The sequence below is a fragment of the Parasphingorhabdus sp. genome, assembly GCF_048269865.1.
Classification (GTDB): Bacteria; Pseudomonadota; Alphaproteobacteria; order Sphingomonadales; family Sphingomonadaceae; genus Parasphingorhabdus.
In genome coordinates, this window is record NZ_JBLWUA010000004.1 from 64,493 (window position 1) to 90,142 (window position 25,650).

Sequence of the window (25,650 nt, forward strand, 5' to 3'; positions counted from 1 at the left end):
TCGCCACCATGGCGCTTGCCTCCAGGGCTCCGCGTCAAGCGCGGAGCACGTTAATTCTTACCGCTGCGCACCACCTTGTCACTCGTCTTGTGCTTCTCCAGATCCTCTGGATCAAACCAGACCGGCTTCAGCTTCTTGTCGACAAACAGCTGCATCTGGTCGGTGTAATGCGGTGAATCCGGGCGCGTGGTGGCGGCACCGAAGGGCTGGATTGAGCGGGAGTGGACCTTGCCGTCCTTGCCCCATTCGATGAACATGATGAAACTGTCGCCGTGGCGCACCGATAGCCGCCCGTCATCTTCCACATCCCAAAGCGTCGAGGCGCGGATCGTGTCGTTGCCACCATCGACCGGCAGATCGACGTCGCCCTGCCGCATCCGCAATACGTCCATCATCGGCGGATCGATCTGGCCGAAATATTGCTTCAGATGATCGACCGTTTCCTCCAGTATCTGCCGCGGATCGGGCATTTCGCCGCGCTGATAATGCGCTTTGTTGGCCGGGCGCAGCACCATCAGCGCGAGCGCATCGGCAGGACCCTTGCCGTCGAGATTCCAGTCCCACTGGCCGAGCAATTGCTGGGCCTTCAGCAGCTTTGCATTATCGGTGAGATCGAGCGCAGCGATCCGGTCCAGCCAGTCTTTGGCATAGCCGGCTTTCTCGTAGCCGGTGTCATATTTGATCGCCCATAGTTCCGCATCGCTGATCTTGCCATCGGAACTGGCCTTTTCCAGCAAGGCGATCGACCGACGGGATCGGTTGGTCTCATCATCCTCGATGCCCAGCAGCGGCGAGAAATTGGCCGGCTTCAGTTCATCGCCCGGTCCGGCGGCGATATAGGGAGTGTTATTGGCGTTCATGACATAGCCTGACGCCGGATTGACGATAGCGGGAACGCGGGTGAACGGCAGGGTTTTCTGCCACAGGGCCTTTGACGTGTCGCCAGGCAGCACGCCGCGCCAGTCATAGCCTTCCGGGCGGTCGGGGAACATGGCGTTATAGTAAAGCCCGATATTGCCCTCGGCATCGGCATAGATGAAATTGGTCGCCGGAACGCCCTGCCCCGCCATTGCCGCCTGCCATTGGTCGAAATTCTTCGCCTTGTTGATCCGGTAATATTGGGTCAGCATGTCAAGCTCGTCGATCCCGGCATAGCGCACCGCATAGGCGCCGCTGTCGTTCATGATCACCGGGCCGTGGACCGAGCGATAGGCGATCTGCGGATAGGGAATGACGAAAGGACCGAATTTGATTTTCAGCCAGACGCGTTTCTTTTCAAGCGGCTTCCACTCGCCGTCAAAGCGATAGGCATCCTTCTTGTCATTCAGCGTAAGCTTATAAATGTCGACCAGATCGGGGCGATTGACCGTATTGGTCCAGCCGAGATGCTTGTTATGTCCGAGGAAGGGAAACGGCGATCCGGGAAAATTGGCACCGGCGAAGTCCCAGCCTTCATCGCTGTGCACGACCAGCTCGTACCAGGCGACATTGCCGCGCAGTGGCTGGTGGGAGTTGGAGATCAGGCGGGTCTTGCCTTCGGGCGAGAGCGATGGTGCCAGGGCGTAGGCATTGGAGCCATTTTCATCCGGGTCCGGGCCGACCGGGGTGGCCGGTTTTTCCTCAATCATTTTGTCGGGGCTCAGTGGGTGGACTGATTTTTTGTCCGGCTGGCCGGTCAGCCGCGGACCGCCTTCACGCGGCAAGGGCTTGTTCTCAACCAGCGCCTGCACCGGATTGTTGAGCCCGAAGAAAAACGGCGAGCGCAGGACAAAACCGGCAGCGATATCCTGGCCATTGACCGGGAACAGTTTGGCCAGCTTCACTTCCTCGGGATGGTCCTTGGCATAGGCATTGAGGCCGGACGCATAGCCGGCGAGCACGGCCCGGACATCGGCTGGCAGGCTGTCATATTTGCGCTTCACGGTCCCGCGCACATCAAGCAGCGCAGCAATATAGTCGATCGGCGCGCTGTCCGCGCCATTGAGCGTTGCCATCCGGCCGCGCGTCATCGCGGTCACTTCCTGCAGCGTCGAAAAATCATCTTCTGAATGGGCGTAAGCGACGCCATAGGCGACATCGGCATCGGTCTTGCCGAATATATGCGGAACCCCGAATTCATCGCGGACGATCCGGGCTTCATAAGCGTGGGCTGGCGGCGGAGCGGCTTCGGTGACGCTCAACGGTTCCCAGACCATCAGACCGATTGCAATTCCAACGATGATGATGATCAGCCCGATGCCCGCACGCTTAAGTGTTTTCACGTATGTTTTCCTCTCAGACAGCTTTTTAGGCTGTGTGCACTTTACCTGTGCAGAGCGCGCACCATATAGCCCCGACAGAAAAAGTCATCAACATGGTTGTGTTGCAAGAGTACAACACCATATTCAGGGTAAGAGACTGAGAACGAACAGGATGAATCCATGAACCTTGAGAAATTTACCGACCGCGCCAAAGGGTTTTTGCAATCTGCGCAGACCGTCGCGATCCGGATGAGCCACCAGCAGATTACCGCTGCCCATATCGCGAAAGCCTTGCTCGAAGACGATCAGGGCATGGCGGCAGGCCTGATCACCAAGGCCGGCGGCGATGCCAAAAAGGCGCATCAGGAAATTGATGCGGTTCTGGCCAAGATTCCCGCAGTGTCCGGAGGCGGCGCACAACAGACCCCGGGACTGAACAACGATGCCGTCCGGATGCTCGATCAGGCCGAGCAGATCGCCGAGAAAGCCGGCGACAGCTATGTCACGGTTGAACGGCTGTTGCTGGCCCTGCTGCTGGCAAAGGAAACGGCGGCCGGCAAGGCGCTGCAATCGTCCGGTGTGACCCCGGAAGCGCTGAACAGCGCGATCAACGAACTGCGCGGCGGTCGCTCGGCAGACAGTGCGTCGGCCGAGGAAAGCTACGAAGCGATGAAAAAATATACCCGCGACCTGACGGAGGCCGCGCGGGACGGCAAGCTCGATCCGGTGATCGGTCGTGACGAGGAAATCCGCCGGACCATCCAGATATTGGCGCGCCGGACCAAGAATAATCCGGTGCTGATCGGTGAACCCGGCGTCGGCAAGACGGCCATCGCCGAGGGCATGGCGCTGCGCATTGCCAATGGCGATGTCCCGGACAGCCTGAAGGACCGCCGCCTGATGGCGCTCGACATGGGCGCTCTAATCGCTGGTGCGAAATATCGCGGCGAATTTGAAGAGCGGTTGAAGGCGGTGCTTGACGAGGTTCGGGGCGCGGCTGGCGAAATCATATTGTTCATTGACGAAATGCACACGCTGGTCGGTGCCGGTGCCTCGGAAGGATCGATGGATGCCTCCAATCTGCTGAAACCGGCCCTGGCGCGCGGCGAACTGCATTGCATCGGTGCGACGACGCTCAAGGAATATCAGAAATATGTCGAAAAAGACGCCGCGCTGCAGCGGCGGTTCCAGCCGGTGTTTATCGGCGAACCCACGGTCGAGGACACGGTTTCGATCCTGCGCGGGCTGAAGGAAAAATATGAACTGCACCATGGCGTGCGGATCACCGACGGTGCGATTGTTGCCGCTGCGACCCTCTCCCATCGCTATATCCCGGATCGCTTCCTGCCCGACAAGGCGATCGACCTGATGGACGAGGCCGCTTCGCGGATCCGGATGGAAGTGGAATCCAAACCGGAGGAAATAGAGACGCTTGACCGGCGGATCATCCAGTTGAAGATCGAACGCGAGGCACTGTCCAAGGAAAGCGACGACGCGTCCAAGGGACGGCTGGAAACGCTTACCAAGGAGCTGGCGGAACTCGAGCAGCAAAGCACGGAACTGACCACGCGCTGGCAGGGCGAAAAGGACAAGATCAACGCCGAGTCCCGGCTCAAGGAAGAGCTGGATCAGGCGCGGATTGAGCTGGAACAGGCCGAACGCGCCGGAGATCTCGCCAAGGCCGGCGAGCTGAGCTACGGCACCATACCCAATCTGGTAAAAGCGCTGGACGAAGCCGCCGGTGCGACCGAGGGCGCGATGCTGCGCGAAGAAGTCACCCCGGAAGATATTGCTGCCGTGGTTTCAAAATGGACCGGCATCCCCGTCGACAAGATGCTCGAAGGGGAGCGCGAGAAGCTGCTGGCGATGGAAGAGCTGCTCGGCAAGCGCGTGATCGGTCAGAAGGACGCGATCGCGGCGGTATCCGCTGCCGTGCGCCGCAGCCGCGCCGGGCTGCAGGATCCCAACCGGCCGCTGGGCAGCTTTCTGTTCCTCGGGCCCACGGGCGTCGGCAAGACCGAACTGACCAAGGCACTGGCCGGATTCCTGTTCGACGACGACCAGGCAATGGTCCGCATCGACATGTCGGAATTCATGGAAAAGCACAGCGTTTCGCGGCTGATCGGCGCGCCTCCGGGCTATGTCGGCTATGACGAAGGCGGTGTTTTGACCGAAGCGGTTCGCCGCCGCCCCTATCAGGTGATCCTGTTCGACGAAGTGGAAAAAGCCCATGGCGATGTGTTCAATGTGCTTCTGCAGGTGCTCGACGACGGCCGCCTGACCGATGGCCAGGGCCGGGTTGTGGATTTCTCCAACACCCTGATCATCCTCACCTCCAACCTGGGCAGCCAGTATATGGCGAACATGAAGGATGGCGAGACGGTTCAGGATGTCGAACCGCAGGTGATGGAAGTCGTGCGTGCACATTTCCGTCCGGAATTTCTCAACCGGCTGGATGAAATCATCCTGTTCCACCGGCTTGCCGAGGAACATATGGCACCGATTGTCGATATCCAGGTCTCGCGGGTACAGAAATTGCTCAAGGACCGGAAGATCGAACTGGACCTCACCGACGCCGCAAGGCGCTGGCTGGGACGAGTCGGCTATGATCCGGTCTATGGCGCGAGGCCGCTGAAGCGGGCGATCCAGAAATATCTTCAGGATCCGCTGGCGGATCTGATCCTGCGGGGCGAGGTTCCGGACGGCAGCACGATCAAGATTGACGAGGGCGACGGTGCGCTGAAGATGGAGCCGGTCGCGGCAGAGGCAGCTTAGGCTTGCACAATCCGGCCCTCACAGGCACATAGCGGCAATGAATTTAGCTGCGAGACAGACCGAGATCATTGGCGATGCCGACTATCTGGCGCACCGCTACGATGAAGTCGCCGATGGTTTCCGGTTTGTCCACGTGCCGCGGGACGTACATCGCTCCAGCACATTCATTACCGACGAGCATTTGCCGAATGTAGACGACTATGAATTGATCAGCAGAGCCGATCTCGCCAACGCGGAAATACCGACTGTGCCTGTCCATTTCATATTCCATTCGGCCTATTGCTGTTCCACGATGATGGCGCGGGCGTTTGATATCCCCGGCGTTTCGATGGGATTGAAGGAGCCGGTGGTCCTCAATGACATGATCGGCTGGCGTCGCCGCGGCGCAGACCGGCAGAAGCTGGCGGCGGTGCTCGACAAATCGCTCGAACTCCTGGCCAGACCGATGGGCGAAGACCGCGCGGTCATTATCAAGCCATCCAATATCTGCACACCGCTCGCTATAGCCTCGCTGCAATTACGGCCGGAATCGAAGGCGTTGCTCTTATACGCGCCACTGGAGTCCTACCTCCAGTCGATCGCAAAAAAGGAGATGTGGGGACGCATCTGGGTGCGAGACGTGCTGATCGGCACGTTGAAGGACGGCTATGCCATCGGCGGATTTTCGCAAGAGCAGCTACTTCAGCTTACCGATCTGCAGGTCGCAGCGATTGGTTGGCTGTCACAACACGCGGCTTTTGCCCGAATCATCGAGACACTAGGACCGGAAAGGGTCGCAACGCTAGACAGCGATAGTTTTCTGGCAGACCAGCGAACAACTGTAAGCGCGATGAACCGCCTATTCTCACTTGATATGAGCGAGGAAAAAATGTCCGCAATTCTCAACGGACCAGCATTTACCAGCCACTCAAAGTTCGACCAGAGCAAACGGGGCAATATTTTTGATGCCAAGGCTCGAAAAGTGGAACAAAGCGAGATGGCCGCGCTACATGGATCGGAAATCAGTATGGTATGCCAATGGGCAAAAGCGGTCGCCGAAAGTCAGAATATCAAACTGGAAATTGGAAACCAACTAATCAGCCATAGCTGAGCGCATTAGTTGTTGCCGCTTATACCTGTCTGCATATCCTCTACAAACTGATTGGCGTCGCGTGAGCCATTACGGGTATATTCTACCCATTCTGCATTGGTCATGCAAATACGCTTCTTTTTGGTCAGCGAGCCAATGACGGGCTCGGAGCGGCAACGTACATAATCCGGATGACGGCGATCGGTGATTTTCTTAGGCTTCTTCGCCTTTGCTTCCGACTTGTCTGAATCAGCCGCAATTGCACTAGGTGCGTTCAACGCGGTCGTGGCAAGCGCCCCGATAAGGAGGGATTGAACGAGAATTTTCATTGTTACTCCATTGTTTATGGAAGGTCGATTGTTGGCGTTGGAGGTAGCAAAACCGATCTATTTCGGCGTCATCATAAATCCAGGCTGGTTGTCAGCAACAAATTCTTTCGCGTTGCGAGAGCCTGTTCTGACATAAGCGGCCCATTCGGCGTTGGTCATACACACACGTCTCTTTTTTGCAAGAGATCCGATCACCGGTTCGGACCGACAGCGTACATAGTCCGGATGCCTGCGGTCGCTGATTTTCTTAGGCACCTTCGCCTGCGTTTCGCTTTCATCATTGTTCGCCGCCATTGCAGACGGAGACCCAAAAGACATCGCGGTGATTGCCGCGATCATAAAAGTTTGAATGGATCTATTCATAGATATTTCAGCCTCGTCGCCGGTATTGAACAGAAACCAGCATAAGATTGGACAACTCGGCCCGTTATTGAATGTCAGCAAATTCCAACGACATTCGGGGACCAATGTGAATAACTCATATATCTATAACACAAAAGCGACAACGTCTCAACATCTCAACGAAAAAGGGCGGACCCAATGGCCCGCCCTCTTTTTCAGTCCTTATCTAACGAATTAGAACTTGAACTTCACGCTTGCACCGTAACGGCGACCCTGCGCGTCATAAGACGATGGATATATGTTACCGCTGTTGAACGAGGTTGAACCGATGGTCGAACCAACAACTGTAGGCTTGTTATCCAACAAGTTCTGAGCGGTCAGGGTAAAGAGGACATTTTCACTTACGTCCCACTGGAAGGAAAGATCGAAATAGCTTTCCGAAGGGATTTTGGTGAAGTCAACGTCACCGAATAATGGCGAGTTACCAACAAAGGCAGCGCCATTATCGATGATGTCCTGTGGCTCTTGCTCAACACCACTCAGGTAACGCCAGCGCAGCGAGATCGTGTAATCTTCATCGATCGTCACAGAAGTACGCTGTGAGAAAGCAAACTCGGACTGTGGGTTACAGTTGACCGAGTAGAAGCCTACACATTCGCGGTTAAGCGCCGTTGGCGAAGCTTGGAACAGGTTCTTGTTGGTCCAGGTTCCGTCGAACGACAGCGCCAATCCGACGTTGTCGGTAACTTCCGCGTTATAACGGAGGCTTATGTCGATACCATCGGTAGCAATCTTGCCCAAGTTGCTTTGTGCCAAGACCAGACCAAGTGTGTTGGACGGATCGCCGTCAAGACCACCGGTGCTCGGGTTACGCGAAATGAACGTTGGACCACAGAACGGGTTGGTTCCGCTCGGAGCGTCAAAGCAGGCCGCGATCGCATCGCCAACCGTCGGTGCCGAAACAGCGCCGTCAACCTTGATGTTCCAATAGTCAACCGTCACCGCCAGGCCGGGGACAGCGTCAGGCTGGAATGCAACGCCAACGGTCCAAGTTTCGGCTTCTTCCGTGCTCAGATTCGGGTTGCCGCCAGTCGTGACGTTGATCTGACCCGCAGCCGGCGGAAGTACCGTACCAGCCTGTACAGCAGCGGCGCCTGGCGATCCAGCTGGAACCTGAAGCAAACAAGCAGCAAGTAAATTGCCGGTTGGTGCTACCGGACCCTGACAAGGATCGTTGGCAAGGTTGCTCAGGCCGGTGGAAACCGGGGCGAACAGTTCACCGATGTTCGGTGCACGCGACGATTTCTGGTAGTTTCCGCGGAAGGTCAGACCAGGAATGACTTCCCAAGCACCACCCGCTTTCCAAGTGAACTTCGTGCCTGCAGTGGAGTAATCCGAATAGCGCGCACCAAGATCGATGGTCAGACTTTCAGCGAAAGCTTCACCTTCGAATACCGGAATGCTGATTTCACCGAAGGCGTCATAAACATCGTAGCTGCCGAAGATGTCTGGAGCAGCACCACCGGCACCAACAACAGCGCCCGGAGTCTGCGATGCAGAGTCAGACGTCCGCGTTGCAACGAACTTACGATATTCGCCGCCAACAGCAAACTGGATTGGAGTTTCGGAGAGGCCGAAGCCCAGATCACCGGTAACGGTACCGTTTACAGTTGCGATCGAAGTAGACGTGATAACCTGCTGCGTGAGGTTGAACACATAATCGATAGCGGCCTGCGAACCAAGGTCACCTTCGAGACCGAAGAGGTTGATTGGTGCACAGCCTGCATTGCCGGAAATACAGGTTCCGTCTGGCAGAGCATAAAGTGAATCATCAAGACGCGAGCGACGGGCAAAGCCGGTCTGGGTCTGGATACGTTCGCTTTCGCCATAGGTCGCAGAAACATCATAGCTGATGTTATCCGTGATCGCACCGCGAGCACCTACAACTATGTTAAACAGCGTCGACACATATTCCGAGTTACGCGTACCGGCTTCAATCGTACGACGACGAACCTGGGTATTCACGTTCACGAAATCGGGGTTCACCGCACCACCTGGCAACGTTGGGCCGAACGGCGTGTTGATGCCAGCGGTACACTGAGCTGCAGTCAAACCGAGGCCCGCACAGAACTGATTAGCGATGCCAATCGGAATGGTCGGGTTGTTCAGGTTGATGTCGTAGTTGTTAAAGAACGAACCGCCCGGAGCAATGATGGTTTCAACAGACTGCTTCGAGAAGGTTGCCTGCGAGTACAGCTCGACATTTTCGTTAATTTCATAACGACCGGAACCGTAAATGTTGAACCGTTCGAACGGGGTGAGAAAGATGTTGAACGGGTTAAAGTTGAAAGGACGGTCAAAAACGCCGCTGAGCACGGTCTGGCCGTCAGGAGCGATCTGACCAAATCCACCAGGAATGGGGCCAACAATCACAGCCGGAATCGCGTTAGAAGAACCGCCAGCCGCACCGGAGAAAGAGTCGACGTTAAATTCGCCAAAAGAACGATCACCCTGATAAATAGGGTCCTGATCCTGATAGCCAACGCTCAAAACAACGTTACCGCGTCCGTCATCAAAATTTGCGCCGATGGTCATGTCAGCGCGGAATACGTTACCGTCACCTTCTTCGGTGATCTGTTCAGAAAGGTTCAGTTCTACACCAGCAAAGTCGCGCTTTGTGATGAAGTTGACAACACCGGAGATGGCGTCCGCACCATAAGTGGTGGTTGCACCGCCGGTCAGAACGTCGGTACGCTCAATCACCGCCAGCGGGATAGCGTTAAGGTCGACGCGGCCGGTTGTATCAGCAGGAACGAAGCGGCGCCCGTCAAGCAGCACAAGGTTACGCTGCGAACCGATGCCGCGAAGGTTGACGAAGGAAGAACCGCCGTTGCCGTTGTTCACAGCGGAACCGGTTGATGGGATAGCCGATGGCAATTCGCGCAGGAACTGCTCAGCCGTGTTGGTCTGACGCAATTCAAGTTCTTCGGAGGTCACAACGCCAACTGGGCTAGACAGCTCCAGATTTGGGTTGCTGATACGCGAACCCGTAACAACGATAACGTTTTCAGATGCTGCGTCTGCTTCCTGAACGTCTTGGTCCTGAGCAAATGCAGGCGTCGAAACCATAGCGAGTCCGAGCACCATTGGTGCAACAGATGCTTTTAGGTTTGAATATTTTCTCATGTAATCCAGTCCCTTATTCTGGAGAGGTTGGCCATTATGGCCGATCCCCGGTTGTTGACCGATGGCAATCTGCACGCCCCAAACGCACGGATTCGACCACCGAGTTGGGGGTCAATTGCAACAAGGCATCGGTGCTGTAAAGCTTCTGTTCAGGCTAACCGGCGGATTTTGTACAGATTGTAACTATTTTGTCACAGTGAGAAAGGCCGGGGAAAAGGCCGGATTCGCGCCTCAGGTTTGGCGATTCTCTGGTGACAGCAAACCGCCCTTGGGGTCCGGAACAATCGATTGCCTCCAACAGCGCGACTGCTTAATGTGAAATGATGAAACGGAATAACAGGATAGGAAAGACGGTAATGGTCAGTTCAAAATGGTCTTTAGCCAGCACGCTGTCAGCAGCTGCACTGCTGGCCGGCGGCCTGGGCAGCCCCGCGGTTGCGCAGGAAATTGATCGAAAAGAGGCGCTCACAGCCCCGCCCGCGATCTACACCGATCTGGTCGCTTGCAAAGACATTGGCGAGCCGACCGCCAGGCTGGCCTGCTATGATGAAAAAGTTACCGCCCTGCAAACCGCTCAATCGAGCAATCAGGTCGTCATTGCTGATCGTGAGCAGGTCCGCGAAGCGCGACGTGGGCTGTTTGGTTTATCGCTGCCACGCATCAAGCTCTTCGGCGGTGATGCTGACGAAGGCGGCGAAATCGACGCGGTTGATGGGGTCATCAAGTCTGCGGGAAAGACTCGTGGCGGAAAATGGGTGATCCGTCTCGAAGACGGCGCGATTTGGCAGCAGACCGATCCGCCGCGCAGCACCATGCGGCGCCCAAGGGCCGGCGACAGCATCGTGATTGAACGGGCTGCGCTGGGCAGCTTCATGGCCAAGGTCAACGACGGCAGAGGCTTCAAGGTCAAGCGGATCGTCGATTAATCTCGCGCAGAAAAGGCTCGCTACTCCATCGGCCCGGTCAGCAGGATCGGGTCGATGCGGGCGTCGTTCCATTTCATTGACCAATGAAGATGCGGGCCAGTGGCACTGCCGGTTGAGCCGATGCGGCCGATCGGTTCGCCGCGCTTCACATGCTGGCCCTCTTTCACCAAGATCTCGGAACTGTGGAGAAAGGCGCTGTTCAGGCCCATGCCATGGTCGATCATCAGCAGATTGCCTTCCAGCGTAAACGGGCTGGATGCAGCCAGCGTCACGACACCGTCGGCAGGGGCTACATAATAAGTGCCGGTTGGCGCGGCGATATCGATGCCGCTGTGATAGCTGCCGGGGTCGCCATTATAGATGCGCTGGGAACCGAATTGTCCGGATATCCTGCCCTTTGCCGGCCAGACGAAATTCTGCCGCCAGCCCTTGCTGCCGCTGTGGACCGCGCGGGCGGCGTGGATTTGCTCCAGCTCCGGACCGCGCCGCGCCATGAAGGCCGCGCTGCGGGTTCTGGCCCGCCGGTTGATGCTGACATGTTCGATCTGCCATTTGCGCGGCGCGATATTGATGAACTTGCGGACCGTCTCGCCATTGTCCAGCGTCGCCACGAGATTTGCGGCCTGACCGGCATCGCGGTTGAAAGCGATGATGAACTTGCCGTCCTCGTCGACCGGGATCGCCTCACCATCGAAGGTCAGACTGCGGGTGCCGGCCGGTGCGTCCCCGATCATCACGCCGCCCTGGATCGCTTCGCCTGTGAAGCCGAACTTGACCGCTTCGCGGAATGCCGACTCTTCAGCCTCGTCCGTTTCGGCCTGTACCAGCGTCGCGGGTAAAGCCGCTGCGGCCAGGGTCAGCGCACCAGCGGCTATTTTGAAAGAACGGATCACTGTTCGCCTTCGGGCAAATGCGCGCGCGCGGAAATCTGCGCGCTGGCATAAGGTTCCTGCTTCTCGACGCTCCAGTAGCGGAGTTCGTCGAGCGGGATCGCTTCACCGGTCACGGCGCACAGGACATGGTCCCCCGCCGTCAGCGGCCGGAAGCCGTTCGGCATATAGTGCAGCTTTGCTACCTTGTTGCGATTGGACATTAACATGGGACGCTTATACTCCTTCAAGCCTTTACCTGCGATTTACCGGGCTCTGCAATCGTCGCCCGATCCAATATATCGCGGATTTCCCTAGAATAAATCCTGCTGCCTGTCATCCGCCGGTTTTTTGTTGCGGCTCGACGGGCTTTTCGGCGCGGCTTTGGCGACCGGGCGCGAGTCGGCAACCTGCGCGCCGATGGTGCCGTCGGCAAAATGCAGGTTGAGACTGCCGCTGGCGGCCGCGGCCTTGCGACTACCGACCAGAGTGCCATCGGCGGCGGACACCCGCGCATAGCCGCGCTTGAGCGGGCCGTCGGGCGAGACCTGCTGCGCCAGCCGCCACAGAGCGTCGAGCCGCTGCTGCGCGTCGCTGAGCGGGCGCTGCACCAGCGAAACCGGCAGTTCGAGGCGGCGGAACTGCTCCTGCGACCGCGCCAGGCGCTGGTTCAGGATCGACGGCCGAAGCGCACCGGCGCTGCTGGCGAAGCGGCTGCGGGCATGGCCGATATTCTGGCTCATGCCATATTTCATCCGTTCCGAGATCTCGTCGACCCGCTGCTGGTGCGGGCGCAGCAGATCGGCGAGCGCCGGCATCACCCGCCGCTGTGTCTCCAGCCGCTCCTGCGCCGTCAGCAGGCCGCGCTGCACCGCTCGGGCCATGCGCGACTTCGCCTCACCAAGCGACACCAGCCATTCGGTCCGCACCGGCACCGCCATTTCCGCCGCGGCGGTCGGAGTCGGCGCGCGCAGGTCGGCAGCGAAATCGCATAGCGTTGTATCGGTTTCATGGCCGACTGCGGAGATGACCGGAATCGAACAATCGGCAACCGCCCGCACCACGATCTCCTCGTTGAAGCTCCACAGATCCTCGATCGAACCGCCGCCGCGCGCCACGATCACCAGATCGGGCCGCGCCACCGGACCACCCGGCGCGATATCGGAGAAGCCGCGAATGGCATGTGCAATCTGTTTCGCCGCGCCCTCGCCCTGGACCAGCACCGGCCAGACGATGACATGGCTGGGAAAGCGGTCGGCGAGCCGGTGGAGAATGTCGCGGATCACCGAACCGGTGGGCGAGGTGACGACCCCGATGGTCTTCGGCAGGAAGGGAATGCGTTTCTTGCGCTCCTGGTCGAACAGGCCCTCGGCGAGCAGCTTGGCCTTGAGCTTTTCGAACAGCGCCATCAGCGCGCCCTCGCCGGCCAGCTCCATCTTGTCGATGACGATCTGATATTTCGAGCGGCCCGGATAGGTCGTGAGCTTGCCCGACACCACGACCTCGATACCGTCTTCGGGGCGGAACGGCAGCCGTCCGGCATTGCCTTTCCACATCACCCCGTCGATCACCGCCTTTTCGTCCTTCAGCGCGAGATAGACATGGCCCGAGGCGGCGCGCTTGAAGCCCGAGATTTCGCCGCGAATCCGGACATAGCCGAAGCGGTCCTCGACCACCCGCTTGAGCGCGCCGGATATTTCCGAGACCGACAAAGGCGGGGCGTTGTCACCCTGCCCGCTCTCGGCTAGGAGCTTCGCGTCTAGTAAAAGGGAATCGTCCATGAATATCCTGTTGATCGGTTCGGGTGGCCGCGAACATGCCTTGGCGTGGAAGCTGGCGCAATCCCCTTCGCTCGAGAAACTCTATGCGACGCCCGGCAATCCCGGCATCGCCCAGCATGCCGAGCTGGTCGCACTGGACGTCACCGATCACGGCGAAGTGATCCTGTTCTGCGGTGAGCATGATATTGATCTGGTCGTGGTCGGGCCGGAAGCGCCGCTGGTCGATGGCCTCGCCGAAAGCCTGCGGATCGCCGAGATTTTCGTCTTCGGCCCGGACAAGACGGCGGCGCAGCTGGAAGGCTCGAAGGGATTTACCAAGGATCTGTGCGCCCGCGCCAATATCCCGACGGCGGGTTACGTCCGCGCCACCAGCGCCGCCGATGCGCTGGCCGCGCTCGGCGGCTTTGCCATACCGGTGGTGATCAAGGCCGATGGGCTGGCTGCCGGCAAGGGCGTGATCATCGCCGAGACCCGCGCCGAGGCCGAAGCCGCGATCACCGACATGTTCGACGGCAGCTTTGGCGAAGCCGGCGCTGCGGTGGTGATCGAGGAATTTCTGACCGGCGAGGAAGCGAGCTTCTTTGCGATCACCGACGGCGAGAATGTCGTGCCCTTCGGCACCGCGCAGGACCACAAAAGGGTCGGCGATGGCGACGTTGGGCCGAATACCGGCGGCATGGGCGCCTATAGCCCTGCCCCCGTGCTAACCCCCGAGTTGCAGCAGCGGGTGATGGACGAGATCATCCGCCCGACCGTCACCACCATGGCCGCCGAGGGCACACCGTACAGCGGCGTATTGTTCGCCGGGCTGATGCTGACCGAAACCGGGCCGCAGCTGATCGAATATAACGCCCGTTTTGGTGATCCCGAATGCCAGGTGCTGATGATGCGGCTCGAGGACGATCTCGCCAAGCTGATGATGCGCACCGCCAAGGGCGATCTTGCCCAGACCAGTGCGCCCGCCTTTGCGCCGGAGACCGCGCTGACCGTGGTCATGGCCGCAAAGGGCTATCCGGCAACGCCCGAGAAAGGCGGCAAGATCCAGAATCTGGCCCGGGCCGAGCGCGAGGGCGCGAAGATCTTCCATGCCGGGACCGCCGAGGTCGACGGCTCGCTGGTCGCCAATGGCGGCCGCGTGCTCAATGTTACGGCGCTGGGGGAGAATGCCACCGAGGCGCAGGCCAAGGCCTATGCGGCGGTCGACCAGATTGAGTTCGCAAGCGGGTTCTGTCGGCGCGATATCGGCTGGCGCGAGGTGGCGCGGGAAGCGGGCGAGTAAGTTTTTGCGGCGGTCTGTTCGCGGCGGGCGGGTTTATTGGACTCACGCGAAGCCGCGAAGGCGCAAAGGGATTGTGCTTTGTGTCTTTGTGTGAGCCTGACCATTTTTGCGTCGCGCCGTAAACTTGACAGAAACCTCCGCTATTATTTTCTATAACCTTTGCCCCCAGCCCTCAGAGTTCTCAGCTTTGTAGGGAAACAACCGGCCGACGAGTGTAACCTTCCAGATTGCCGCCCAAACCGGTCCGGCAGATCCATGCGCCCAGCCGCCAGCGCCGCTATAATATCCAGATTGTCAAAGAGCCTGCCCCGCGCATGGCGCGAAGCCGGTGCGATAATAGCGCATTGAGCCAGTTGTAGGACAGCGCTTTTCCCACCTTCTCCCGTGAGGGAGAAGGATACGGAGCCTTTCCGCCGAAGCCGTGGCGAAGGCGGCTAGGCGCAGTTGGATGAGGGTGTTCTGCTGGTCGGTTGCTCTGCCACACCGGTCAGTACACCCTCACCCAGCTTCGACTAGGCAGCAAGCTGCCAAGTCTGCTCATCCCTCTCCCTTGAGGGAGAGGGGATTGGTGTATTTGTTAAACAGACAGCGTAAGTTTGGTTTTAACGCCCAAACATCTGGCCGAGAGCAGGAAGAAACGGTGCGATAACTGTCATGTGGTTCGCAGCTGCTGCGATAAAGGTTTGATATGCCGATCCGAGTTCGTTTTCGTCCCCTGCAGCCTCTACGCGCTGCAAAGCCGCAAGCAGTGCCGCACGCTCGGTCTCATCATCAACCTTGTTTTTCAGCGTTTCCCGAATATGAGAGAAGACACTTTTGTCGATAGCGACGTTGGTGGAAAGATCGCTTGATGCAATATTTACTCGGGAGTTGGTGCCAGTAACGCTAATCGTGTAGTTGCCGCCAGTGCCGTGCGGGAACATCCCCTTTTTTCTAACCTCAACTTGAAAATGTCCAGGCAAGCCAAACGTCTTTTGGAAGTAAACCGGATCAACAACCTCAAACGTCTCGTCTGTGCCGTTCGGCAATCTCCGGCGCATTTCATCGCCCGTTTGAATAATCACGGTCTCGTCAGGGACAATGATTTTCTTCCCCGTCGCTATGGCATCAACCTGACTGCGGATTTTACCCTCCGCGTCAACTATGTCGAATTTCGATTTCGGCAAATCGTCGAACATGCTAAGGGCTCCTGTAAATCATGAACAATATATATAAGGATTATAGGATCGGGACCTAAATGGAACAAGAATCCTCGGTTACTGGTGCCCGAAACGATATAAAACCCACCCATACAGGGATCGTGGCGACAATGTACTAGTTTACTTTGCCGCACCGGCCTCACTACTCAAAACCCCTGAAACAAAAAATCCAGCGCATCGACAACCACCGCGCGATATGGCTCCTCCACATTCACCACCGGCTTGCCCAGCGGCGCAATGTGCCGATGTCGGTGGTCATCAGGCAGAAGTCCTCGCCCTTGATGGTGATTACCGGTTTCAGCTTGCGCATCGTTTCGGCCCTGGCGGTGTCCGCCGGGACCAGCGGGACCACCACCAAGCTGGCCAGATCGGAGAGCAGGTCGGCCTGCACCTCCAGCACATAAGGTATGTCGCTGCGGTCTAGCGCATAGACATCAAAGCGCGCCATTGTCTTCGGCCCATTCAGGAACGAGCAATGGCCCGCTCTCCGCCACGCGCTGGTTATGGACGGCTATCGCTTCGCGATTTTCCGCCCGCCAGTTTTCTTCCCGCGCCTGCTTGATCGCCGCTTCGATACCCGCCTCCGCCGCCTTTGAGGCGTTCAGCTTCAGCTGCTTGGCTTCGCTCAATATATCTTCGCGGATGGTCAGGTTTATCGGCCGCCGTTTCGAGTCTTGTCGACGGGTGGTTGCGGACATCGGAAGCTGCTCTGGCTATCTATGTGCATGTTTTATGCGCATATCAGTCGCCGCACAATCCCGGGGTGTTGAAGTTACGGGTTGTGAGGAGGTTTTCCACCTTCTCCCGTGAGGGAGAAGGATACGAAATCTTGCCGCCGGAGCGCCAGCGCAGGCGGCTAGATGTAGTTGGATGAGGGTGTTCCGGTGGTGGGTTGCTCGGCAACGATGGTGCAGTACACCCTCACCCAGCTCCGACTAGGCAGCAAGCTGCCAAGTCTGCTCATCCCTCTCCCCTAGGGGAGAGGGAGCTCATTACTTCACCGGATCGCTCGCCAGCAAATCTGCGACCAGCAAGGCGGTGCGTTGCGTCGCTTGCTGGAGGCTGTTCAGGTCCATATCTTCGTTGACGGTGTGCGCACCGGTGCCTGAGACGCCGAGGCCGTCCATGCTGGCGACATAGGGGGCGACGAAGCTAATGTCCGCGGCACCGCGGCCTTCCGGAGGGGAGGGCTGAGCGGGTTCGAGGGCGAGACGCGCGTGCACGGCGTTGAGCCGGTCGAGCAGCGCTTTGTTCGCCTCGGTCAATTCCATCGCGGGATATCGGTCCTCGAAGGTGATGGTCGCCTTGGTCTGCGGCAGGCTGTCTTCGACAATCCCGCGCATCAGGTTTTCTGCAGCGCGCAATTGCGCCTCGTTCATGAAGCGCAGACCGCCCGAAGCGATCGCGGTTTCGGCGATCACATTATCCTTGCCGCTGACCGTTACCGCTCCGGCGCTGCCAACGGGGGTGATCGCCGATCCTGCCGCGACCATGCCGGGATTGAAGGTCAATCCGAACGGTCCGCGTACCTCGCCGTAGAAGCGGTTCAATATGCGCGCCATTTCGAAAGCGGCGCCGGCACCGCTATCATCGCTGAAAATCCCTGAAGAATGAGCGCGCTTTCCCGTTACCTCGAGCTTCCAATTCGAGGAACCGCGCCGCCCAACCACGGCCCATCCGGGGCTGCCGCCTTCAAAATTGAGCGCATAGTCTGCGGCTTTGCCCGCCGCGATCAGGTCCTTGCGCGCCTCGGCGAGCGGCGTACCGGTGCTTTCCTCATCGCCGGTGAAAAATATCGTCAGCTTGCCGCCCTTGATCGCATCCGCATCGATCAGCGCCCGCACGGCATAGATGACCACCGCATTGCCACCCTTCATGTCAGAGACGCCAGGGCCGCGCAGCTTGTCGCCATCGCGCTCGAAACGCTGGAACGGGCTGTCGGGTTCGAAGACCGTGTCTAGATGGCCGATCAGCAGGAGGTTGGGACCCGCGCCAAAATCCCGTTCGGCGACCAGATGACCGCCGCGCGCCATCGATTCCGGCATGTCGACCCAGCGAACCGCAAAACCCATTTCCTCCAGTTCGCGCCGGTAGATTTCGCCGACCTTGCGGACTCCTTCGACATTGAGCGACCCGGAATTCTGGTTGACCGTCGCTTCGAGCAATTGCAGCTGCTCTGCCCCATTGGCAGCGACGGCATCGAGAATGGACTTGTCATTGGCGCTGGCGCCCGTGATCGGGACCGCAATTGTCGCGAGCAGCAGGCAGGCGGTCGTGGCGGCTTTCAGTATCGCGAACATTTTGGAGGCCTTTTCTATTCGGTCATGGATGTTTGTATTAATGGTCGAAATTAGCGGCCCAGCGTTCAACCGCAAGGGGTGATCTGTGGATGGTACCCATCACACAAAGCTCGGTCACATCCCAGGCAATCCGTCCCAACTTGCTGGGTTGGGGCGACAGTGGAATTTTTGCATTAGGGCAATGTCAGCTTCATTCGGGAATTCCGATGGAATTACACTCTCACCGTTCAAGCCGCATCCTCATATCGGAAAGCCTTCACCGCTATCGACCCCGCCCGCTCCCGCATCTGGGCCGCGTCAAAGCGCGCCTGCATCCGCAGCAACGTGTCCATCTTCACGCCAAAGGCTTTCTCCACCCGCAGCGCCATTTCGGGCGACAGCGAAGCCTTGCCGTTCAGCAATGTTGACAGGGCCGGACGTCCGACGCCCAATATTTTCGCTGCATCAGTCACGGTCAGCTCGTCTGGCAGGATCGCCTGCCGGATAAATTCGCCCGGATGGACCGGCTTCATGCCTATTTTGATCGCCATGCTTTCCCTTTCCTTTTCCTAATGATAATCTTCATAATCGACATCAAACAGCTCGTCTGTTTTGTCGTCATATTGGAACGTGATCCGCCAATTGGGTGTCACGGACAGGCTATAGGTCCCTGCCCTGTCGCCGCCGAGCAAATGCGGTTTAAACTTCTGCAGATTATAGATTTCCTCAATGTCTTCCATGTCGATCAGGAAAGCCATGATCGCCCGGATCTTTGGAATATATTGCGGAGCCAGCCCCTTCGCATTGTCTTTTTCAACCAGGTTGCGCATACCTTTGTGCCGGATATTCCGAATCTCCATTCACGGCTTATAGCAAAATAGTGTCTGTTGCGCAACAGGCGACAAAAACGCATTTGTCGTCGGCCCAATCGGGGATCAGCAGAGGGCCGCTCTCTGCGACCCGTTCATTGTGGGCGGCGATTGCCGCCTGATTTTCAGCCAGCCACTTGTCTTCCTGGGACTGCCTGATCGCTGCGTTTCCCAGCGTCACGACAACCGCCGTGTATGTCGGAAGCGGGCGTAGCGGTTGAGGAGGTCGTTGATCAGCTGGTCGTGGCTGAAACCGGTCACGTCGTGCGGTGTCTCGCCTTCCGTGGTGCGGGCCATGGCGCGGAAATGGCGGGGCTCAGCTTCCTGGGTCTTGCGGGTTTCCGCCCAGACGAAACTCGGTGCCAAAAACGGACGGCTGCGGATTGAATACCGGAAACTGCCGCGCTCGCCATGGGGCACCGTGAGACGGAGGCCGTCGCTGTCATCGACAAGTTCGGGGGCAAAGCCGCTGTCCCGCATCTCGTCGGAAAAGGCCTCCAGCGCCGGTCGTGCGGTCGTCGCGAGGAATTTCTCGATATCGGACTTTCCGAACTGATGCACGATCGAGGTCAGTCGCTGCTGCCAGCTGCGCTCCGGCTCGGGAGGCGCGGATTCGGCCATCGACAGGTCGCCCGACGCGTCCTGCTGCTCCATCTGCAAGGCCCGGAAGAGGCCGTAGCAGATGAAGATCAGGATCACCGTGAACGGCAGCGCGCTGGTGATGACGGCTGCCTGCAGCGCTTCCAGTCCGCCAGCGACCAGCAGCACCGACGCGATGACGCCTGCACATACCGCCCAGAATATCCGCTGCCATACCGGCGGATTTTCTGCTCCGCCGGAAGTGATCATGTCGATCACCAGCGCGCCGGAGTCGGCCGAGGTGATGAAGAAGGTGATCACCAGCAGCGTCGCGATGAGCGAGGTGATGGCGCTAAGCGGTAGCGCCGCGAGCGTCTCGAACAGCGCTACGGGCAGATTGTTAGCTACGGTTTGCGCGATCGGCGCAGCGCCGCTCATGTCGAGATCGATGGCGGTATTGCCGAACACGGTCATCCACAAGAAGGTGAACAGCACCGGCACCAGCAGGACACCGCCGATAAATTCGCGAATCGTGCGCCCGCGCGAAATGCGGGCGATAAACATGCCGACAAAGGGCGACCAGGAGACCCACCAGCCCCAGTAGAACAGAGTCCAGTCGGCCAGCCAAGGATTGGGCTCATAGGCGTACATGCGAAAAGTGCGATTGACGATTGCACCGAGATAGGTGCCGACATTCTGGACGAACGCCTGCAGCAGAAACACCGTGGAGCCGACGGACAACACGAAGAGGAGCAGCAATATGGCCAAGATGATATTGATCTCGGAGAGCCGCTTCACGCCCCGGTCGAGCCCGAGAAACACCGACATGGTCGCCAGCAGGGTGATCGACGCGATCAGCATCAATTGTACCGAGCTGTTGACCGGCGCGTCGAATAGGTAATTGAACCCGGCATTGACCTGCAGCACGCCGAGGCCGAGCGACGTCGCCACCCCGAAGATCGTGCCGAGAACAGCAAAAATGTCGATCGCATGCCCGATCGGACCGTAGATGCGCTTGCCGATCAGCGGATAGAGCGCCGAGCGGATGGTCAGTGGCAGGCCGCGGCGGTAGGAGAAATAGGCGAGCGACATGCCGACGATAATATAGATCGCCCAGCCATGCAGGCCCCAGTGGAAGAAAGTCAGCGTCATCGCCCGCCGCGCCGCGTCGGCAGTGCCGCCCACGCCGACCGGCGGATTGGCATAATGCTGGATCGGTTCGGCGACGCCGAAGAACACCAGACCAATGCCCATGCCGGCGCTGAACAGCATGGCGAACCAGGAGATATAGCTATAGTCCGGCTCGCTGTCGTCCGGTCCGAGCTTGATCTCGCCGTGCCTACTGAGCATTAGATAGATGACAAAGACCAGAAATCCGGCCACCGCCGCCACGTAGAGCCAGCCGAAATCCTGCACCACGAGCGCCTGTATCTGACCGAACACCAGGCCTGACCGCTCAGGCAGAAGAGCGCCGAACAGCACGAATGCCAGGATCAGCCCGGCTGATATGAAAAATACCGGTGGATTGACTTTAATACGTGCGTTGTCTTCTTTCGGGGCGACCTCATTCGTTAAGGGATCAGACAAAAATTTCTCCTGTTGTTTGCGGTCGTCTGGCTCTGGGGCAACGCAGCAGCGCGCTACTGGCTGGCGATATCTTTAGCCGGAGCCGCCATGTGTAGCCGGAGGCACCGGATTTTGCCAGTGTCTCGGCGCGCCGTACATAGGAAAGCGGACGCCGTCACTATCATTTCTGGGTGCGAGGCAGCGGTTGCGCGCCGCAGTTTCACGCAAGATCGCGGTTGACCGAGGCGTGCCGCACCAAGGCCAGATCCCGCACAAATTTTGCATATTCGACCTGTCGCCCCTGTTCATCGGGAATGCGCAGCAGATAGGAGGGGTGGACGGTGATCAGCAGCGAGCGGTCGTCCGCGAACGGCAGGATTTCGCTGCGGTGGCGGGCGATCTTGACCGGCTGGCCGGTCAGGCAGCGGGCAGCGGTGGCACCGAGGGCGATGACGATCCGGGGTGAGACCAGCCGGATTTCCTGTTCGACCCACCAGCGGTAATAGTTGATCTCGCCGACATTGGGCGTCTCGTGGATGCGTCGTTTGCCGCTTTGCCGATATTTGAACCGTTTGACGGCGTTGGTCAGGAAGAGCTGCTGACGGTCGAGCCCGGCCTCGGCGAGCGACCGGTCAAGCAGCTGGCCGGCCGGGCCGACAAAGGGCTGACCCTGCCGGTCCTCCTGGTCGCCGGGCTGCTCGCCGATGATCATGATCCGGGCATCCGGCGGCCCTGCCCCGCGCACCAGCCGGTCTGAGAAATTCTGGCGCGGCGCGTCGCTCGCCCGCTCCAGCCGGTGGTAGAGCTGATCGAGCGAGGATGGCGGTTCGGCAACGGACAGGGTCGCGGCGTCGGCCAGCGGCAGGCTGTCCTGCGGCTGCGCCACCATCGCGTCGACGCGCGCCGAAGCACCGTCCAGCATCGAGGGTATAAGCTCCGCTTCCGGCAGGTTCTTCCAGTATTTCATCGGCATTTCCGACTTCATCGCGGCGATCTTGACGCGGGCCGGGTTGAAAATATGGGTGTAATAGGTACGCCATTCCGCCTCGACCATATCCTCTTGCGGCACGTCCTCCTTGCGGCCGCCGGGGCCGACGGCCAGAGTCTGGCCATCCCAGGCGATGCTCGCTTCAGGCGTGACGATCAGCCAGTCCATGCCGGTGAAGCGGTTGCGGAAAAAGGGTGCGACGGCAGCGGTGATATGATGGTCGGGCTCGAACCAGGCGACAAATTGCTCGCGGCCCTTGCCTTCGCCGATTTTGCGGAAGCGGACGAAGGCGTGCATCTTGTGGATGTCGCGGCGGATCGCCTTGGCGTAGCGATTGAGTTGCAGCACGTCCGGATCGGCGGGATTGTCATGCAGACGCGGCACCGACTCCGCGCGGCAGAGCAGCCGGTAGGCGAGATCGAAGCGATCTTCGTTCCGGTGCAGCAAGCTCGTGTTGATCAGCGCCAGCAGCGGCTTGGCGATGCGGATGGGTGAAAGCGGGCGGTCTCTATTATGTTCGGGCGGTGCTGACGCCGCTGCCGCTCCCGGCAGGTCCAGTTGCCCGCTATCGGTGCGGCCCGCCACCGTCCAGGTCACGCGATCGGGCGGGACACCGACCTGCAGCAGCGCCCGCGCATGGTTGCGCCAGCCATCGATATCGACCTCGCTTGCCAGCGATATGCGATAATCGCGGTTGGAGTGCGAATTGCTGTCCAGAGTCGCTGCCGCCATCCGCTCGTTCCTAAGCGGCGAACAGATCGAGCTGTTCGGGCGGCGGTTTCAGGCGGTCGTAGAGGCTCAGGGAATCGAGCTGCTTGCCGGGGTGCCAGTCGGCGGCGGTGATGAAGGGCAATATCTTTTTCACCGACTGGCAGATGCGCTCCAGATCGGCCAGCCGCAGCGCCGAATAGCGCCGTGCCTGCAATATCTTGCCGACGCCCTTGCCCCCGAGACCGGGAACGCGCAGCAGGCTTTCCCTGTCAGCGCGATTGATGTCGAGCGGAAAGCACGCGCGGTTCCGCAGCGCCCAGGCAAGTTTCGGGTCGATCGTCAGGTCGAGCTGGCCGGCAGTGCCGCCCTGCATGATCTCGCTGACCGAAAAACCGTAAAAGCGCAGCAGCCAGTCGGCCTGATAGAGCCGATGCTCGCGCATCAGGGGCGGCGCCTGCACCGGCAGCGTGCTGCTCGCATCTGGGATCGGGCTGAAGGCGGAATAATAGACCCGCTTGACGCCATAGCTTCCGTAGAGACCATTGCTGGTGGTCAGAATCTTCGTGTCGTCGGAGGCGTCAGCGCCGATGATCATCTGCGTGCTGTGGCCGGCGGGCGAGAAGAGCGGCGCCTTGCGCGAGCTCTTGCGTTCCGCCTTCGCTTCACTCACCTGCCGGCCGAGATTGGCCATGGTCTTGCGGATCAACGTGCCGTCCTTTTCCGGCGCCAGTCGGGTGATCGACGCGTCATCGGGCAGTTCGATATTGATCGACAGCCGGTCGGCATATTGGCCGGCGCGTTTCAGCAGATCGGGGTCAGCCTCGGGGATCGTCTTGAGATGGATATAGCCGCCGAAGCGGTGCACCACCCGCAAGCGGCGGGCGACCTCGACCAGCTGCTCCATGGTATAGTCGGGGCTGCGGATGATGCCGGAGGAGAGGAAAAGGCCCTCGATATAGTTGCGCTTGTAGAAATCTAGCGTCAGGTCGACAATTTCCTGCACGGTGAAGGCCGCGCGGCGGACATTGCTCGACGAGCGGTTGATGCAATAGAGACAGTCGAACATGCAATAGTTGGTCATCAGGATCTTGAGCAGCGAGATGCAGCGGCCGTCGGGGGCATAGCTGTGACAGATGCCCATGCCGCCGGTCGAGCCGACGCCGCCGGATTTCAGCGAATTTCGTTTCACCGAGCCGCTGGAAGCGCAGGAGGCGTCATATTTGGCGGCATCCGCCAGAATCGCCAGTTTTTCGGATCGGGAGAGCTTGGACATCGGCCCTGACTAGGTGATGTTCCTGATTTGTTCAATAACCTAGGTTAGCGTGCTGACCGGATACGGCACAGCCCGTCGCAAACTTGTCATATGCCCGTCATGCCCGCGTCACCGCAGCCACCTAAGTCCCCGGCAATCCATCAGGCAACCGGAGAGATGTCATGAGTGTGCACGCGGGTTCTGTGAAACAGTCCACCATATTGAACGATGCGATCCTGCCCAATCGCGGCAGCAAGGCGGGGCTGCTGGAGCGCGCTTTCTCGCTGATGTTCCGGGGGCTTGTTTATCCGCAGATCTGGGAAGACCCGGTCGCCGATATGGAGGCGCTTGATATAGGGCCGGACCATCATATTGTGACCATCGCCAGCGGCGGCTGCAATGCGCTCTCCTATCTGCGCGCCGACCCGGCCAAGATCACCGCAGTCGACCTCAACACTGCCCATATCGCGCTGAACCGTCTGAAATCGGTGGCGGCGCAGCAGCTGGACAGTCATGGGGCGTTTTTCCGCTTCTTCGGCGAGGCGAACAGCAAGGACAATCCTGCCGTCTATCGCGACCGGCTGCGGCCGCATCTCGACGCGGCGAGCCGCAAATATTGGGACGGTCGCGACCATTTCGGGCAGCGGCGGATCAACGGCTTTGCCAGGGGCTTCTATCGCAAGGGTCTGCTCGGCAATTTCATCGGGCTGGTGCATATACTCGGACGACTGGGCGGCGCGCGCCCGTCGCTGATGATGACAGCCCGGACCCGGGAAGAGCAGATCGACCTGTTCGACCGGCATATCGGCCCGCTGTTTCAGAAAAAGCTGATGCGCTTTCTCTGCTCCAACCCGATGGCGCTATTTGGCCTGGGCATTCCCCCGGCGCAATATCGGGCGCTGGCTGGCGAAAGCCATATGGCGGACGTGCTCCATGACCGCACCCGCAAGCTGGCCTGCGATTTTGCCATCGCCGACAATTATTTCGCGCAGCAGGCCTTTGGCCGCGCCTATCAGAGCGCGGAGCCGGGCTCGGTGCCGCCTTATCTGGAAGAAGCAAGCTTTGCCTGGCTCGGCGAGCGCAGCCAGAAGCTTGAGATACGGCATCAGAATTTTATCGAATTTCTCGCCAGTCAGGACGCCGGGTCGCTGGATCGCTATGTGCTGCTGGATGCGCAGGACTGGATGACCGACCAGCAGCTCAACCGGCTGTGGAGCGAAATCGGCCGGACCGCGAAGCCGGGCGCGCGGGTGCTGTTCCGGACCGCCGCTGAGGAGACATTGCTGCCAGGCCGGGTTACTGACGAACTGCTCTCCGCCTGGGACTATGACGCGGACCTGTCGCAGACGCTGACCCGCAAGGACCGCTCGGCAATCTATGGCGCGATGCACTTGTACCGGCTGAAATGAGT

At 59.3% G+C, this 25,650-nt stretch carries 22 protein-coding genes; 5 read left to right on the forward strand and 17 right to left on the reverse strand.

Annotated elements, in window-relative coordinates; all coding sequences use genetic code 11:
- Nucleotides 1-50 precede the first annotated feature (50 nt).
- On the reverse strand, nucleotides 51-2,261 hold the full coding sequence (locus ACN0WW_RS06480) for an acylase (RefSeq protein ID WP_417610615.1): 2,211 nt from the start codon (nucleotides 2,259-2,261) through the stop codon (nucleotides 51-53).
- Nucleotides 2,262-2,420: 159 nt separating this feature from the next.
- Here ACN0WW_RS06480 and clpB point away from each other — a divergent pair, with 159 nt between their 5' ends.
- Together clpB and ACN0WW_RS06490 are read left to right on the forward strand one after the other, a co-directional pair.
- On the forward strand, nucleotides 2,421-5,015 hold the full coding sequence (gene clpB / locus ACN0WW_RS06485; protein WP_417610617.1) for an ATP-dependent chaperone ClpB: 2,595 nt from the start codon (nucleotides 2,421-2,423) through the stop codon (nucleotides 5,013-5,015).
- A 37-nt stretch (nucleotides 5,016-5,052) separates the two neighbouring features.
- Nucleotides 5,053-6,105: a hypothetical protein gene (locus tag ACN0WW_RS06490; protein ID WP_417610619.1), complete on the forward strand. Its 1,053-nt coding sequence runs from the start codon at nucleotides 5,053-5,055 to the stop codon at nucleotides 6,103-6,105.
- A gap of 5 nt (nucleotides 6,106-6,110) precedes the next feature.
- Here ACN0WW_RS06490 and ACN0WW_RS06495 read toward each other — a convergent pair whose 3' ends face one another.
- From ACN0WW_RS06495 to ACN0WW_RS06505, 3 genes are all read right to left on the reverse strand, one after another.
- Complete coding sequence (locus ACN0WW_RS06495) at nucleotides 6,111-6,413, reverse strand: hypothetical protein (RefSeq protein WP_417610621.1); 303 nt, start codon at nucleotides 6,411-6,413, stop codon at nucleotides 6,111-6,113.
- A gap of 57 nt (nucleotides 6,414-6,470) precedes the next feature.
- Nucleotides 6,471-6,776, reverse strand: a complete 306-nt coding sequence (locus ACN0WW_RS06500) for a hypothetical protein (RefSeq protein WP_417610623.1) — start codon at nucleotides 6,774-6,776, stop codon at nucleotides 6,471-6,473.
- A gap of 213 nt (nucleotides 6,777-6,989) precedes the next feature.
- Nucleotides 6,990-9,941, reverse strand: a complete 2,952-nt coding sequence (locus ACN0WW_RS06505) for a TonB-dependent receptor domain-containing protein (RefSeq protein WP_417610625.1) — start codon at nucleotides 9,939-9,941, stop codon at nucleotides 6,990-6,992.
- 356 nt (nucleotides 9,942-10,297) lie between these two features.
- On the opposite strand from ACN0WW_RS06505, the gene ACN0WW_RS06510 reads away from it, so the two are divergent.
- On the forward strand, nucleotides 10,298-10,867 hold the full coding sequence (locus ACN0WW_RS06510) for a hypothetical protein (RefSeq protein ID WP_417610627.1): 570 nt from the start codon (nucleotides 10,298-10,300) through the stop codon (nucleotides 10,865-10,867).
- Nucleotides 10,868-10,887: 20 nt separating this feature from the next.
- On the opposite strand, the gene ACN0WW_RS06515 is transcribed toward ACN0WW_RS06510, so the two are convergent.
- From ACN0WW_RS06515 to xseA, 3 genes are all read right to left on the reverse strand, one after another.
- Nucleotides 10,888-11,757, reverse strand: a complete 870-nt coding sequence (locus ACN0WW_RS06515; protein WP_417611107.1) for a M23 family metallopeptidase — start codon at nucleotides 11,755-11,757, stop codon at nucleotides 10,888-10,890.
- Nucleotides 11,757-11,966 carry a DUF2093 domain-containing protein gene (locus ACN0WW_RS06520; RefSeq protein WP_417610629.1) on the reverse strand — a complete coding sequence of 70 codons (210 nt, stop codon included), beginning with the start codon at nucleotides 11,964-11,966 and terminating at the stop codon, nucleotides 11,757-11,759. Before ACN0WW_RS06520 ends, ACN0WW_RS06515 begins: the two co-directional genes overlap by 1 nt.
- 84 nt (nucleotides 11,967-12,050) lie before the next feature.
- Nucleotides 12,051-13,517, reverse strand: coding sequence for an exodeoxyribonuclease VII large subunit (gene xseA / locus ACN0WW_RS06525; protein ID WP_417610631.1), 1,467 nt, complete (start codon nucleotides 13,515-13,517; stop codon nucleotides 12,051-12,053).
- Between xseA and purD the strand changes: the two genes are divergently transcribed.
- Nucleotides 13,516-14,796 carry a phosphoribosylamine--glycine ligase gene (gene purD / locus ACN0WW_RS06530; RefSeq protein WP_417610633.1) on the forward strand — a complete coding sequence of 427 codons (1,281 nt, stop codon included), beginning with the start codon at nucleotides 13,516-13,518 and terminating at the stop codon, nucleotides 14,794-14,796. The two genes, xseA and purD, sit on opposite strands and share 2 nt — an antisense overlap.
- A gap of 602 nt (nucleotides 14,797-15,398) precedes the next feature.
- Here purD and ACN0WW_RS06535 read toward each other — a convergent pair.
- From ACN0WW_RS06535 to ACN0WW_RS06580, 10 genes are all read right to left on the reverse strand, one after another.
- On the reverse strand, nucleotides 15,399-15,974 hold the full coding sequence (locus ACN0WW_RS06535; RefSeq protein ID WP_417610635.1) for a hypothetical protein: 576 nt from the start codon (nucleotides 15,972-15,974) through the stop codon (nucleotides 15,399-15,401).
- 232 nt (nucleotides 15,975-16,206) lie between these two features.
- The gene (locus ACN0WW_RS06540; RefSeq protein WP_417610637.1) at nucleotides 16,207-16,443 is read right to left on the reverse strand and encodes a CcdB family protein; all 237 of its coding nucleotides are present in this window, start codon (nucleotides 16,441-16,443) and stop codon (nucleotides 16,207-16,209) included.
- Complete coding sequence (locus tag ACN0WW_RS06545; RefSeq protein WP_417610639.1) at nucleotides 16,430-16,693, reverse strand: type II toxin-antitoxin system CcdA family antitoxin; 264 nt, start codon at nucleotides 16,691-16,693, stop codon at nucleotides 16,430-16,432. The genes ACN0WW_RS06540 and ACN0WW_RS06545 overlap by 14 nt, the downstream gene beginning before the upstream one ends.
- Nucleotides 16,694-16,987: 294 nt before the next feature.
- Nucleotides 16,988-18,295 carry a M20/M25/M40 family metallo-hydrolase gene (locus tag ACN0WW_RS06550; protein ID WP_417610641.1) on the reverse strand — a complete coding sequence of 436 codons (1,308 nt, stop codon included), beginning with the start codon at nucleotides 18,293-18,295 and terminating at the stop codon, nucleotides 16,988-16,990.
- 227 nt (nucleotides 18,296-18,522) lie between these two features.
- Nucleotides 18,523-18,825, reverse strand: coding sequence for a HigA family addiction module antitoxin (locus tag ACN0WW_RS06555; RefSeq protein ID WP_417610643.1), 303 nt, complete (start codon nucleotides 18,823-18,825; stop codon nucleotides 18,523-18,525).
- 18 nt (nucleotides 18,826-18,843) lie between these two features.
- Complete coding sequence (locus ACN0WW_RS06560; protein WP_417610645.1) at nucleotides 18,844-19,104, reverse strand: type II toxin-antitoxin system RelE/ParE family toxin; 261 nt, start codon at nucleotides 19,102-19,104, stop codon at nucleotides 18,844-18,846.
- A 37-nt stretch (nucleotides 19,105-19,141) separates the two neighbouring features.
- The gene (locus ACN0WW_RS06565; protein WP_417610647.1) at nucleotides 19,142-19,324 is read right to left on the reverse strand and encodes a type II toxin-antitoxin system CcdA family antitoxin; all 183 of its coding nucleotides are present in this window, start codon (nucleotides 19,322-19,324) and stop codon (nucleotides 19,142-19,144) included.
- Nucleotides 19,321-21,309, reverse strand: coding sequence for a BCCT family transporter (locus tag ACN0WW_RS06570; RefSeq protein WP_417610649.1), 1,989 nt, complete (start codon nucleotides 21,307-21,309; stop codon nucleotides 19,321-19,323). The genes ACN0WW_RS06565 and ACN0WW_RS06570 overlap by 4 nt, the downstream gene beginning before the upstream one ends.
- 199 nt (nucleotides 21,310-21,508) lie before the next feature.
- Nucleotides 21,509-23,008: a UdgX family uracil-DNA binding protein gene (locus ACN0WW_RS06575; RefSeq protein ID WP_417610651.1), complete on the reverse strand. Its 1,500-nt coding sequence runs from the start codon at nucleotides 23,006-23,008 to the stop codon at nucleotides 21,509-21,511.
- A 10-nt stretch (nucleotides 23,009-23,018) separates the two neighbouring features.
- On the reverse strand, nucleotides 23,019-24,260 hold the full coding sequence (locus ACN0WW_RS06580) for a putative DNA modification/repair radical SAM protein (RefSeq protein ID WP_417610653.1): 1,242 nt from the start codon (nucleotides 24,258-24,260) through the stop codon (nucleotides 23,019-23,021).
- Between the two features lie 161 nt (nucleotides 24,261-24,421).
- Here ACN0WW_RS06580 and ACN0WW_RS06585 point away from each other — a divergent pair, with 161 nt between their 5' ends.
- Nucleotides 24,422-25,648: a DUF3419 family protein gene (locus ACN0WW_RS06585; RefSeq protein ID WP_417610655.1), complete on the forward strand. Its 1,227-nt coding sequence runs from the start codon at nucleotides 24,422-24,424 to the stop codon at nucleotides 25,646-25,648.
- Nucleotides 25,649-25,650 lie beyond the last annotated feature (2 nt).

Coding starts and splice junctions, on each gene's coding strand:
- clpB (WP_417610617.1), top strand. CDS start 2,421: ATGAACCTTGAGAAATTTACCGACCGCGCCAAAGGGTTTTTGCAATCT.
- ACN0WW_RS06490 (WP_417610619.1), top strand. CDS start 5,053: ATGAATTTAGCTGCGAGACAGACCGAGATCATTGGCGATGCCGACTAT.
- ACN0WW_RS06495 (WP_417610621.1), bottom strand. CDS start 6,413: ATGAAAATTCTCGTTCAATCCCTCCTTATCGGGGCGCTTGCCACGACC.
- ACN0WW_RS06500 (WP_417610623.1), bottom strand. CDS start 6,776: ATGAATAGATCCATTCAAACTTTTATGATCGCGGCAATCACCGCGATG.
- ACN0WW_RS06505 (WP_417610625.1), bottom strand. CDS start 9,941: ATGAGAAAATATTCAAACCTAAAAGCATCTGTTGCACCAATGGTGCTC.
- ACN0WW_RS06510 (WP_417610627.1), top strand. CDS start 10,298: ATGGTCAGTTCAAAATGGTCTTTAGCCAGCACGCTGTCAGCAGCTGCA.
- ACN0WW_RS06520 (WP_417610629.1), bottom strand. CDS start 11,966: ATGTTAATGTCCAATCGCAACAAGGTAGCAAAGCTGCACTATATGCCG.
- purD (WP_417610633.1), top strand. CDS start 13,516: ATGAATATCCTGTTGATCGGTTCGGGTGGCCGCGAACATGCCTTGGCG.
- xseA (WP_417610631.1), bottom strand. CDS start 13,517: ATGGACGATTCCCTTTTACTAGACGCGAAGCTCCTAGCCGAGAGCGGG.
- ACN0WW_RS06535 (WP_417610635.1), bottom strand. CDS start 15,974: ATGTTCGACGATTTGCCGAAATCGAAATTCGACATAGTTGACGCGGAG.
- ACN0WW_RS06540 (WP_417610637.1), bottom strand. CDS start 16,443: ATGGCGCGCTTTGATGTCTATGCGCTAGACCGCAGCGACATACCTTAT.
- ACN0WW_RS06545 (WP_417610639.1), bottom strand. CDS start 16,693: ATGTCCGCAACCACCCGTCGACAAGACTCGAAACGGCGGCCGATAAAC.
- ACN0WW_RS06550 (WP_417610641.1), bottom strand. CDS start 18,295: ATGTTCGCGATACTGAAAGCCGCCACGACCGCCTGCCTGCTGCTCGCG.
- ACN0WW_RS06555 (WP_417610643.1), bottom strand. CDS start 18,825: ATGGCGATCAAAATAGGCATGAAGCCGGTCCATCCGGGCGAATTTATC.
- ACN0WW_RS06560 (WP_417610645.1), bottom strand. CDS start 19,104: ATGCGCAACCTGGTTGAAAAAGACAATGCGAAGGGGCTGGCTCCGCAA.
- ACN0WW_RS06575 (WP_417610651.1), bottom strand. CDS start 23,008: ATGGCGGCAGCGACTCTGGACAGCAATTCGCACTCCAACCGCGATTAT.
- ACN0WW_RS06580 (WP_417610653.1), bottom strand. CDS start 24,260: ATGTCCAAGCTCTCCCGATCCGAAAAACTGGCGATTCTGGCGGATGCC.
- ACN0WW_RS06585 (WP_417610655.1), top strand. CDS start 24,422: ATGAGTGTGCACGCGGGTTCTGTGAAACAGTCCACCATATTGAACGAT.